11 protein-coding genes are annotated in these 11,730 nt (G+C 50.0%); 8 read left to right on the top strand and 3 right to left on the bottom strand.

Annotation, left to right across the window (positions count from 1 at the left end; translation table 11 throughout):
• Positions 1-6: 6 nt before the first annotated feature.
• The 5 genes from gspJ (at position 7) to PHH59_RS01715 (ending at position 3,854) form a co-directional block, all read left to right on the top strand.
• Positions 7-582: a type II secretion system minor pseudopilin GspJ gene (gene gspJ / locus PHH59_RS01735; RefSeq protein ID WP_300010252.1), complete on the top strand. Its 576-nt coding sequence runs from the start codon at positions 7-9 to the stop codon at positions 580-582.
• A gap of 5 nt (positions 583-587) precedes the next feature.
• Positions 588-1,652 (top strand): type II secretion system minor pseudopilin GspK, encoded by a 1,065-nt coding sequence (gene gspK / locus PHH59_RS01730; RefSeq protein ID WP_300010249.1) that lies wholly within the window; start codon positions 588-590, stop codon positions 1,650-1,652.
• Positions 1,645-2,847 (top strand): type II secretion system protein GspL, encoded by a 1,203-nt coding sequence (gspL, locus tag PHH59_RS01725; RefSeq protein WP_300010246.1) that lies wholly within the window; start codon positions 1,645-1,647, stop codon positions 2,845-2,847. Before gspK ends, gspL begins: the two co-directional genes overlap by 8 nt.
• The gene (locus PHH59_RS01720) at positions 2,844-3,326 is read left to right on the top strand and encodes a type II secretion system protein M (RefSeq protein WP_300010243.1); all 483 of its coding nucleotides are present in this window, start codon (positions 2,844-2,846) and stop codon (positions 3,324-3,326) included. Before gspL ends, PHH59_RS01720 begins: the two co-directional genes overlap by 4 nt.
• Before the next feature lie 135 nt (positions 3,327-3,461).
• Positions 3,462-3,854 carry a hypothetical protein gene (locus PHH59_RS01715; RefSeq protein WP_300010240.1) on the top strand — a complete coding sequence of 131 codons (393 nt, stop codon included), beginning with the start codon at positions 3,462-3,464 and terminating at the stop codon, positions 3,852-3,854.
• A 294-nt stretch (positions 3,855-4,148) separates the two neighbouring features.
• Here PHH59_RS01715 and PHH59_RS01710 read toward each other — a convergent pair whose 3' ends face one another.
• The gene (locus tag PHH59_RS01710) at positions 4,149-4,538 is read right to left on the bottom strand and encodes a hypothetical protein (RefSeq protein WP_300010237.1); all 390 of its coding nucleotides are present in this window, start codon (positions 4,536-4,538) and stop codon (positions 4,149-4,151) included.
• A gap of 231 nt (positions 4,539-4,769) precedes the next feature.
• Here PHH59_RS01710 and PHH59_RS01705 point away from each other — a divergent pair, with 231 nt between their 5' ends.
• Entirely contained in the window at positions 4,770-4,949 is a 180-nt protein-coding gene (locus PHH59_RS01705) for a hypothetical protein (RefSeq protein WP_300010234.1), read from the top strand.
• A gap of 749 nt (positions 4,950-5,698) precedes the next feature.
• On the opposite strand, the gene murU is transcribed toward PHH59_RS01705, so the two are convergent.
• Together murU and PHH59_RS01695 are read right to left on the bottom strand one after the other, a co-directional pair.
• Complete coding sequence (gene murU, locus PHH59_RS01700; RefSeq protein WP_300010232.1) at positions 5,699-6,373, bottom strand: N-acetylmuramate alpha-1-phosphate uridylyltransferase MurU; 675 nt, start codon at positions 6,371-6,373, stop codon at positions 5,699-5,701.
• A complete protein-coding gene (locus tag PHH59_RS01695; protein WP_300010229.1) occupies positions 6,370-7,383 on the bottom strand; it encodes a phosphotransferase in 1,014 nt (337 codons plus the stop codon). The genes murU and PHH59_RS01695 overlap by 4 nt, the downstream gene beginning before the upstream one ends.
• Before the next feature lie 112 nt (positions 7,384-7,495).
• On the opposite strand from PHH59_RS01695, the gene lptD reads away from it, so the two are divergent.
• Together lptD and PHH59_RS01685 are read left to right on the top strand one after the other, a co-directional pair.
• Positions 7,496-10,219: an LPS assembly protein LptD gene (gene lptD / locus PHH59_RS01690; protein ID WP_300010227.1), complete on the top strand. Its 2,724-nt coding sequence runs from the start codon at positions 7,496-7,498 to the stop codon at positions 10,217-10,219.
• A complete protein-coding gene (locus PHH59_RS01685; RefSeq protein WP_300010224.1) occupies positions 10,216-11,520 on the top strand; it encodes a peptidylprolyl isomerase in 1,305 nt (434 codons plus the stop codon). The genes lptD and PHH59_RS01685 overlap by 4 nt, the downstream gene beginning before the upstream one ends.
• The last annotated feature ends 210 nt before the right edge of the window (positions 11,521-11,730 follow it).

Raw genomic sequence — 11,730 nt, 5'->3', positions numbered from 1 at the left:
AAAAACATGTTTTTTTACTCCAAACACAAAGGCTTCACCCTACTGGAATTGCTGATTGCAATGGCGGTGTTCGCGATCATGTCGGTGATGGCCTATTCAGGGCTGAAAATCCTGCTCGATGCCCGCGCCCAAACCAGCATTAAATCGGCGCAATTATCTGAATTGCAAATGGCCTTGTATTTGCTCAACGAAGATTTGGCCCGCAGCGTCGCCCGCCCGGTGCGCGACGATTACGGCACAGCAGAAATGGCGATGCACGGCGGCATGGATGGCGAAATAATGACACTGACCCGTAGCATCCCAGCCTGGTCTGAATATCAATCCGGCAGCCAATTGCAACGCATCAGCTACCGATTGGAACAAGGTGTGTTATACCGTTACGCATGGACAACACTTGACCGCACCCAGCAAAGCGAAGCTCGGCGGCGCAAATTGCTGGCGTTGGAAAATTTACAAATGCGATTTTTTAAAGATGACTGGACAACATTTTGGTCGGCGGATGAAACGCCTAAAGCAGTGGAAATGACATTTAGCGTGCAGGGATTGGGCGAAATTAAGCGTTTGTTTTTTATCCATAGCTAACAGCCGTGCCTATTTCATTTTATTCATCTATAAATGTAGGTCGGGTTAGCGATAGCGTAACCCGACAGCGTAGCGGTGTGCCGCTCAGATGCCGTCGGGTTACGCTATCGCCAACCCGACCTACAAAAAATACAAAAACCGCCAAACCCCAACGCGGCATGGCCTTACTAACAGTCCTGTTCATCCTCGCCATCGCCAGCATCGCGTTGGTGGCGATGTCGAGCAGCCGCCAATTGGATATACGCCGCACCGAAAACTTATTACGCTCGGCGCAAGGCATGGACACGGTTTATGGTTTGGAAAGCTGGGCGGGCAGCATCTTGAGCAAAGACAGGCGTGACAACAAAAGCGACAGCTACGAAGAAAGCTGGGCGCGGGTTTTGCCAGAAACCGCCATGCCAGGCGGCGGCATGACGGCGGCACTTGAGGATTTGCAAGGACGGTTCAACCTAAATAATTTGCTGGTCGATGGCGAACCCAGCGGCTTGGACGTTGACCGCCTGCGACGTTTGTACAGCTCGCTGAAAATCAATCCCGCCAGCATTGATGCGATCCTGGATTGGTTGGATACCGATAGCGAAATCCGTTACCCTAACGGTGCGGAAGATGAAACTTATCTGCGTACAGCCACGCCTTACCGCAGTGGCAACCGGCTGTTCGCCGATGCCAGCGAATTGTTATTGATAAAAGGCATCAGCCGCACCGATTATCAACGCCTAAAACCTTACATTTTTGTCGCCGACCAGTATACGCCAATCAACATCAACACCGCCGATCCGCTGGTTTTACGCAGTCTTGCGGAGGGCTTCCCTGACAAAGACGCCAGCAGTTTGGCACAGGCGATCAAACAAAGACCTTTTGCCAGCATCGAAGAATTTATCAATCACGAAACCGTCGCCCCGTTGGGCATAGGCACACAGGGACTCAACGTCGGCAGCCATTATTTTGCCTTGTCCAGCCGTGTCCAAATCGGCAAAATCCTGTTAATTTTTGACAGCCAACTTAAACGCACAGACAACGGTGAAGTCACCGTGATCAAGCGACAACGCAGGAGCCCCGAACATGGCTGAGACCTTACTCGCCAGATTGACCAACCACGAAACACAATATGAATGGACAAACTTGTCCACAATCGACATAGTGCAGCGCGGCAATTTGCACGATTTGGCAACCGCCGCAAGCAACACCAGCGTCATTTTGCTATTGCCCGCCACCGATGTGTTGCTGTTCACCGTGGAATTGCCCGTCGCCCACCGCCAAATCGCCAAAGCCCTGCCCTACGCGATTGAAGACTGGCTTGCCAATGAAGTGGAAACTTACCATCTGGTCTGGAACAAATTGCCGGATGGCCTAGTCGCCGTTGCCGCCATCGCCCACGAACGCCTGCAAAACCTGCTCCAACCCTGTTACGACGCAGACATCAAACTGGAAGCTGTTTATGCCGAAACACTGTTACTGCCTTATCAAGACGGCGAAATATCGGTATTGTTGACGGGCGAGCTAGCCACCGTGCGTTTTGGACAATGGCAAGGCGGAGGTAGCGACCGTGATTTTTTGCCGTTGTTTATAGAAAAAAGCATCGACAAAGATTTCATTAACAAGCAGTTACCACCGAAGTTAAAAATCTGGAGCGGCCAGCCTTTCACCTCACCCTGGCCTGACGGTGTGCAAACCACTATCGAACGGATTGACGAACCCTTGCTGATGTTGGCGGAAAACCTGCCAAACAAACCCGTGTTAAACCTGCTCACCGAGCACTACCGCGCCAGCAACGCCCACAATTTCCACTGGCAACACTGGCTGCCCGCCGCCGCGTTATTGTTGATCGCCATCGGTTTGCAATACGGCATCGTGCTGAATAAGTATTGGCAAAGTGAAGCAGAATTACAAACTCTGGAAACTGCGGACAAGGACTTGTTCAAACAAACCTTCCCCAACCTCAAACGCATCGTCAACATCAAAACCCAAGCCGAACAGGAACTGATTGCCTTGCGCAAACAAAACCACAACGGCGGCAGTGTGTTTTTGCGTTTGTTTTATCAGGCTGGCGAACTGCTCACGCAAAATCCTAGCCTGCAACTGCAAGCGGTGGAGTTTGCCAACAACACCCTCAACCTACAACTCACCGCCAGCGATGTCGCACAACTGGATCAATTCAAACAAAGCCTGCAAAACACATACGGGCTAGGCGTAAAAATGCTCTCGGCAGAACCCAATGAAACTGGCGTTAGCGCGCGTATCGAAATCAGCGGGGGCAAACCATGAACCATTGGCTAGAAAAACTCAATGTCCGTGAGCGTGTGCTATTGTTCGGCGGCAGCGCGGTGTTGTTAGTGAGCGGCCTTTATGCCTACACTTACCAGCCCCTACTCGAAGCCCAACAACAACTGGACACCGCCATCGACAACCAGCAACGCCTGCACAGCTTTTTGCAAAGCATCAGCGGTGAAGTGGTGCAACTTCGTGAAACCGCCACCAACGCGCCAGCCAGTCCTGACCAATCTTTGTTAGGCATCATCGACAGCGGCAGCGAACAAGCCGGCATCAAACCCGCGATCAAACGCTTGCAACCCGAAGGCCAGGACAGCGTGGCTTTATCGCTGGAACAATGTCCGTTTGACCCGTTAATAGATTGGCTGGTCGCGCTCAATAGCAGCCAAGGCATCAGCGTCAAGCAGATTAATCTTAGCCGTGAAGCGGGAAATGAGGGGAAGGTTAAAGGGAAGCTTTTGTTAGGCTTGTGATGTGGGGGAAAAACATTTTATCAAGCTATCGGGGTGTCCGTTTTTAGTAAACCATTACAGTTTTGACAAGGCTTTAAAAACCGATAACTTGATCAATGGATAACCCAAAATAATAACAACACGAGAGGCATGGATATGAAACAAAATTCTAAGGCGTGGTTTTTGATATTCATGTTACTGAGCAGCACCTGCTGGGCTTACGGTGGCGGCGGCGGTGGCGGCAAAGCCTGCGCAAAACCCAAATTTACTGATTTTATTCCGGCTGAACATACTGAAATCGCCGCCAATGCCGGTTTTTCTTTCACCGCATCGCCAAACACTTACCCGACCACCATCAAAGTCACCATCAAAGATTTGCCCGTGACCATCCAGGTAAATGCTGAAAACGAAGGTAGCTTTAAAGTCACCGGCACCTTACCGCCATCATTAAAAAACACATACGCCAGAATAGCCATCTCCGCCGATGGGCAAAGCAATTGCACAGGTACGGGCGGTTGGTTGGTGAAAATAGTTGGAGCCGGACAATAAGTAACGGATGTATGCCGCAAACCGCCGGCTCATTTGAAACAACTTCTGAAACAACTTCAATGTAGCGGAAAACCGGATGCATACTTTAAACGGTCGAGTTTTCGGCTTTTATCAAGGAAGAGGGAGAGCAAAAACCATCAAGTTTTCGACCAATCGGAGCGCGTACCCCCTAGGGCATAAAGGCATCCCGCCCGCTGTGCGGGGTCAATAGACCCAAGCTCCAAAAACCGAAAACCTGACCGTTCAGAGTATAGGCAATGTCATTGGCGATATTCCATATTGTTGCCATGCGGTTTATTTTGATTTGCCAGGAGGGATAGTCTCAACCGTTATACCAGTGCGCCGGACACATTTTGCATAAGCCGCATCAGGGGTTTCAGAAGCTGCCGCTTCCTTCATACAAGCACGCGAGACATTCAGATATTCATCTGCATTGACTTTAACGGCAGGATGTCCTGCATACTCCATACATTGGCTAAATAAATCCGCATCATTGCCAATTGGAATTTCGATAATCGTATTGGTCTTGGCAGTAGGGACTTTTATCTGCTCTTTACGTACCGAAGATCGAAAACAGTCCGACGAATCAGAAAAATATCCAATATCATCAGAATCTTGCTTTGTAACATTCCCTGAACAGCCAAGCAACAGCAGCGGGAATAAAATAACGGCCAGTTTAAACATTTTCGGACTCCTAAATACCTGATTGCTGAGGAACTGCTTAAGGGTGGACTTGACAATAAAACTGATATTAGAGACTAGCAACAAGGCGTGTTATAGTAAACAAGCCGCAATTGAGCGGGTATTATGCGCTTAAATCCCAATTGCGACTTATTGATATTTAATTAGTTTCCATCCACTTTCCTTGCAGATACCCATTATCGGCCGGGTAAAACACTTTTATGGAAGGCAAAAATGAAAATCGAACAAAATTCTGCAAATTTCACCCGGTTTTTTTGGGGCTTAGGCATATTCGCAATTTCGGCGAGCACTGTGGCACTGGTCACCGACCCCTATCTCATGGCGGATGCTGGACTGGTTATTTTAGGTATTTATTTGATGATTACCGGCCTAAAAGCCCGTAAGCATGAATAATCTTCTTTGGCGGCAGTGACAAGGCATGATGCTGAGCATGATGCTGATCAATCGCCGGCTATAAATGACCAAAGCGGGACGAGGGTGGCCCTGTCCGTAACGTTTCAAGCTATCCTGTAGATAGTTAAAACGTTACGGAACGGGTAAAAAACCGTTCCAACACGGGGATACCATATTATTCATGGCGTCCCCGCCCAAAATACCTTTATTTCACTGTCAGAGGATAGGTGGCGCAAAGCCGGAAGCCCGCGCAGCCGCGAAGTGGATCGTATGCAGGCCAGTAGGCGGCGGGTCAAGCATGACCCAATATCCGTCTGCAATCGATATTTTCCGTATTCCAGGTTCTAAACCAAAATCGGTGTCACCGACTGATCCCAGCGGAATATTGATCGGTAAAGCATCGGATTGCGCACGGTCGATCTGGGCGAACCAGACGCATGGAACATCATCGACGGTACAAGTCCAGCCGTAATGTCATTAAGGAATGTGCATGGAATAAATTCGCGGATAAAGACCTGTCAGGTTTTCAAAACCTGACAGGTCTGACGAGCCGGTGCGGAAATTATTTCATGCTCGTTCCTAACGTCTGCTTCCGCAGCGATGCGGCAATTTGCCTCATCCGTACAATCATCAGGTACTGAGGGATCAAGCGGTGTCCGCTTAATATCATTAAGCAAGGGGGAAAACAGCGCCCTGTTATGTCTGATGGTACAACTGTGGTTCGCAGCGCCGCCAAATGTTAGTGTCAATTACGATTTTGTAAATTGCCCAAGATAAGCGTCCAATTCCCGCAAGCGTTCCGGTGTGCCTATATCCATCCAGAATCCGCCATAGTGTTGCCCGCTGACATGCCGTCCTGCCATCGCCTGGCGTAACAATGGCGCAAGTTTGCTTTTGCCTGGAGGCTGCTTGCTGAACAGCTCGGGCCGGTACAAACCTATGCCGCTAAAAGTGAACTTTTCACCGCCGTTTTCTGATACATAAGCTTGTGCGTCCAAAACAAAATCACCTGTTGGATGTTGCGAAGGATTATTGATCAGCACCAAATGGGCGAGATCAACAGGCTGGTTTTTGAGTATGGTAAATGGAAAATCGGTGGCGATGTCGCCGTTGACGACCAAAAACACCTCATCGCCCAGCAAAGGCAAGGCGTTGACTATACCACCCGCGGTTTCCAAGGCTTCACCTTCCGGGGAGTACGCAATATTTGCCCCCCACGCTTGACCATTGCCAAAATAATCTTCAATTTGCTGGCCTAAATGGGCGTGGTTGATGACGATGTCAGTAAACCCGGCACTCACTAATTGCTTTAGCGTGCGCTCCAGCAAAGGCTTGCCGGCGGCTGTCAATAAAGGTTTGGGGGTGTGGTCGGTCAACGGGCGCATCCGTTCGCCGCGTCCGGCGGCGAGTATCATGGCTTTCATGGCTGTACCGCTACGGTTTGCAGGAAACGGTGGTAGGCAGGCTGTGCTTGTTGACGGATAAAACGGTCAAATTCCGCCAGTTCGGGATAGGTCGCGGTGATGGCTTGTACATAATCCAAGGTGCGCGGAATATCTTGAAGATAGCCGGATTTGCCGTCGCGCAAATGCAACCTGGAGAAAATGCCTATGGCTTTTAGATGGCGTTGCAAGCCCATCAAATCAAACCAGCGGCTAAATTGCCGCAAATCGCCGCTTACCAGTCCGGCGGCTTGCAAACGCTGGAAATACTGCGCCAGCCAGTGTTCGATTTGTGGCTGGGGCCAAGCGATGTAGCAATCGCGCAACAAGGACACCAGATCATAAGTGATGGGGCCGACCACTGCATCCTGAAAATCCAAAACCCCCAAGGTGTTATCGTCTACCAGCATGAGGTTTCGTGAGTGGTAATCCCTATGCACAAAAGTCACGGGTTGTGCCAAAGCGGAATTTATCAGCAAGGTTTCCACGCTATCAACTAACGCTTCGGAAAGCTCAAGGTCAAGCAGTTCACTAACAAACCAGTCGGAAAAAATCCCCAGCTCACGTTTCAGCAAGGCTTCATCGTAACGTGGCAATGCGCAGGTTTGGGTATCTGCACGGGATTGCAAGTTGAACAGGCTGTCCATAGCCAGTTGATACAAATAGTCGGCATTGCTATGGGCAACGGCGTCCAAAAACGGCTGGCTACCGAAATCTTCCAACAGCAGAAAGCCATCATCGAGATTTTGCTGAAAAATGCCGGGGGATTTCACGCCTGCACCCGCCAGTATGTTGGCGGCTTTGATAAACGCCGGAAGGTTTTCTTTGTCAGGCGGCGCGTCCATGACGATCATCGTAGCGTCAGGGGTCGCCACCCGGAAGTAACGGCGGAAACTGGCATCGCTGGATGCGGGTTGGAAACTTTCCACTGTCAGCAAGAGGTCATTTTCCAGCCAGTCCAGTAAAGCAAGGGTTCTAAAGTCTTCAGACATGGTGTTGTAGACGGGCAGATTAGTTATCTAGCGGTTATAAATTGAGGTAGAATGCGCGGTCAGCATTCTATTCGATTTACCAACTATCACGCTAATAAACTTGATACCGCCTATGCTTCGCCGCTTATTTCTGGTTTTTTTACCGTCCTTGACCGCCTCCAACAGTTTTGCAGACGCATCCGCGTGGTCATGCCAGCAGGACAAAAACAGCAATGAATGGGTTTGCTCAGGGGATCAAAATTCGCCAGACCAGACGGATTCCGTTGCCGTTCCGGTGCCGGACACAAGCAACGCACCCGCCCCGTTGATCGAGCCAGAAAAACCCGCGCCCGTTGTGGTTGAACGCCTTGTATCCGTACTGCCGCCGCCAGAGCCAGCGGCAATTGCAAGCCCCAAACCTGAACCCGCCATCCTAAAACCGCTGGCTGCCACATCTGAAAAAACACCAGAAGCATCCTCCAAACCCGCTATCACACCTTGTGCCAGCGATCCGAATTGTAGCGCGGGCGAAGAGGATTCAGAAAATAGCGGCATCAACCTGTTGGCCCCCGTTTTTGGCCACCAGGAGGAATTGATTTTCCGCTCCTTAGCCGGACAATTTGCCAAAGACCCTTGGGCCAACTGCATGGCAACCGTGGGGACGCAAAAAAACTACACGCCGGTCAACCGGCTAAGGGATCGTTTTCCCCTGGATGTCAAATCCAATTATTCAGAAATATTCGACAATGAAATCGGCAATTATTCAGGCAATGTGGAGCTGAACCGTGCCGACCAACATGCCCAATCCCATGCCGCGAATTATGACAGTGTTTCTGAGACCCTGGATTTGCAAGGCGATGTGTATTACAGCGACGATGAACTGGCTTTGCACAGCGAATCGGCAACCTTGAAACTGGCCTCAGACCAAGCCAAATTGCGTGACACCTTGTTTATTTTTCCGGCGACACCGCTACGTGGACGCGCCAAAGCGGTTTATCGTGACAACAAGGATTTGTCCCACTACCAGGACGTCACCTACACCAGTTGCCGTCCGGGCAATCAGGATTGGGCCTTGCATGCCTCCGAGTTGAAACTGAACAAACTCACCGGCAAAGGCTCGGCAAAAAACGCCTGGGTCGAATTCAAAGGCACACCGGTCTTTTATTCGCCTTATTTGGGCTTCCCTATTGATAACCGGCGCATGTCCGGTTTTCTTCCCCCGTCATTTGGCAACACCCAAACCGGCGGGTTTCTTTTGGCGACACCGTATTATTGGAATCTGGCCCCCAATTATGACGCCATCCTAAGACCCAAATATTTTTCCAAACGGGGCATATTATTAGGTAGTGATTTTCGCTATCTCAGTGAACAATCCAAAGGGAAAATCAGCCTGGAATACATGCCTGATGATGAAATCCTTAAAACATCACGCTACCAAGGTTCTTTGAAACATTCGACACAGTTCACGCCCAATATCAGTGCCAACCTGGACTTAAACTATGTGTCCGATAAAAACTATTTTGCTGAATTGGGCAATGCCCTGAGTTTTCCCAACTTCAGTTTCTTGAGAAGTTCGGCGGATGTGAATTATTTTGGCGAAGGCGTGGCGTTCACCACGCGGGTGGAAAACTACCAAACCATCGACCGTACTTTATCCGGCCTGCAAATCCCTTACCGACGCTTGCCGCAAATCAACTTGAATTTAAGCCATTCATTTGACCGCCTGCCTTTGGATGTACAACTGGAAAATGAATCGGTATTTTTTCAGCATAATGACCTGGTCAACGGTCAACGGCTTAATTTTAGGCCGTCGGTCAGTTTGCCATTACAAACTGATAGTGCCTATCTCACACCCAAGATAAGCCTGCAACACACGGAATATTTTTTGACCAACCAGATCGCGGGCTTGCCCGAGAACATCTCCAGAACCTTGCCGATATTTTCGACCGACACCGGCCTGTTTTTGGAACGCGATGTCAATATCGCCGATACCAACCTCGTGCATACCCTGGAACCGCGCTTATTTTACCTGTACATCCCGAAAACCGACCAAAGCAAAATCCCGCTGTTTGACAGTTCGATTTACGACTTCTGGTACAGCAGCATGTTCCGCGAAAACCGTTTCAGCGGCTCGGACAGGGTGCAAGATGCCAACCAAGTCACCACGGCCTTGACCTCGCGCCTGATTGATCCGGTCACCGGCTATGAACGGCTTAGGTTAAGCCTGGGTGAGATTTTCTATTTCCGTAACCGCGAAGTCACCTTGTGCGGCGATTATCCGTCCAACCTGTGCGCCATCAGCCCTGTTGAAAAATCCCCGACATCGCCGTTGGTGGCCGAACTGGGCAGCCAGTTTAACCGCCATGTGTCCATTGACTCGGGCATACAGTGGGATCCTGACACCAATAAAATCGTCCGGGGCAAGGCAACCTTACATCTGGTCAGGGAACCCGGCCAAGTGATCAACCTGGGTTACCTCTATCGGGTAAACCCGCTAGTCCCTAAGCACACCAATGATATTACCCAAAGCGACATGTCTTTCCACTGGCCGGTTTACAATAACTGGTCCGTGGTCGGACGCTGGCAGTATTCCTGGTTGTATAATACCACCCAGGATGGCTTCGTCGGACTCGAAAAAGAAAATTGTTGCTGGCGTTTCCGCATTATCGGACGGCAATTCCTCAACAGCATCAACAACATCAACAACAGTGACGTGCTCAGCAACAACACCGTCGAAGGCACGGCCTCGACCGGCATCTTCTTTCAAATAGAATTAAAAGGCTTGACCGGCGTCGGCGAGCAATTGGATGACTTCTTCGTAAAAAGTATTTATGGTTACCGGAAACCTGGCAAATGATTAAACACACACATAACATCGCGGCGTTACTGTCGATTTTGCTCATTAGCATCGTGTCCGGCAGTTTTGCCGCCCATGCAGAACCGCTGGACCGCATCATCGCCATCGTCGAAGAGGATGTGATCCTGGAGCGGGAGCTGCAAAAAGAAATGGCCGGCATCGTGCAACGCATGGTCGCCAACAAAGCGCAGATGCCGCCGGAACAAATCCTGCGCAGGCAAGTGTTGGAAAAAATGATCATGGACAAACTGCAACGGCAAATGGCGGAAAGGGCCGGGGTTAGCGTCAGTGAAGACATGCTCAATAGTTCGGCGGCCGATATTGCCCAACGCAACAACATGAATTTGGAACAATTCCGCGCCGAACTGGAAAAACAGGGCATACCCTATAAAACTTTCCTGGACAATATGCGTGATGAAATCGCCATCAACCAGTTGCGCGGACGGGAAATTGGCAGCCGCATAAAAGTCACCGACCAGGAAGTCGAACATTATATGGAGACCCAGGGCAAAGTCGGTGACGAAACAATCCAGTATCATTTGGGGCATATTTTGATCGCCGTCAAAGAAGGCGCGTCCTCGGATGAAATCCAAAAAGCCCAACGTGAAGCCGATGAGTTGGTAGCCAAATTACGCCAAGGCGCTGATTTTGCCCAAACCGCAATCAGCCACTCCGATGACGACAACGCGCTCAAAGGTGGCGATTTAGGTTGGCGCACCCAGAGCACCCTACCGACCATTTTTACCGAAAGCGTCAGCAAAATGAAAACTGGCGACATCGCCGACCCGATCCGTAGCGCCAGCGGCTTCCATATCATCAAAATGTTGGAGATTAAAGGGCTGGACAACCACATCATCACCAAGACCAAGGTCCGGCATATCCTGATAAAAACCAATGAGTTGGTAGATGACGCCGAAGCGAAAAAACGCTTGTTCGCCTTGAAGGCACGGATTCTTGACGGCGATGATTTTGCCGCCTTGGCCCGTTCGCATTCCGATGATAAAGGCTCGGCACTGAAAGGCGGCTCGCTCGATTGGGTATCCCCCGGCGACTTGGTGAAACCGTTTGAAGAAGCCATGTCCCACTTGAATATCAAAGAAATCAGCGATCCGGTACAAACCCAGTTTGGTTGGCATTTAATCCAGGTCATGGATAGGGAAAATAAGGACAATAGCGTCGAATACCGGAAAAACCTAGTCCGCGACGCCATCAGAAAACGTAAAATTGAAGAAGAAACCGAGTTGTGGATGCGCCGCCTACGCGATGAAGCTTATGTGGAAATCAGTCCGGGCAATCTGTAAGCCCCCATCCATCCCTATAACATCTGGCATACCAGTAAAAACTTGGCGGGCTTCGTCTGTTTTATGCTGGACGGCTACTGGGACAGAGAAATAATCCGTTTTTAAATCATATAGATAACACCACAAAAAACACGGGAAGCATCAAGTTTTAAGCACCTAGAAAATAAAAGGATTATTTTCGTCGTATTCTTCATGTCTTCTGTGGTGAAA

This window comes from Methylovulum sp. (assembly GCF_028687615.1).
Lineage (GTDB): Bacteria > Pseudomonadota > Gammaproteobacteria > Methylococcales > Methylomonadaceae > Methylovulum.
Note: the sequence above shows the minus strand (reverse complement) of the source record. Positions and strands in the feature narration are given on the sequence as shown.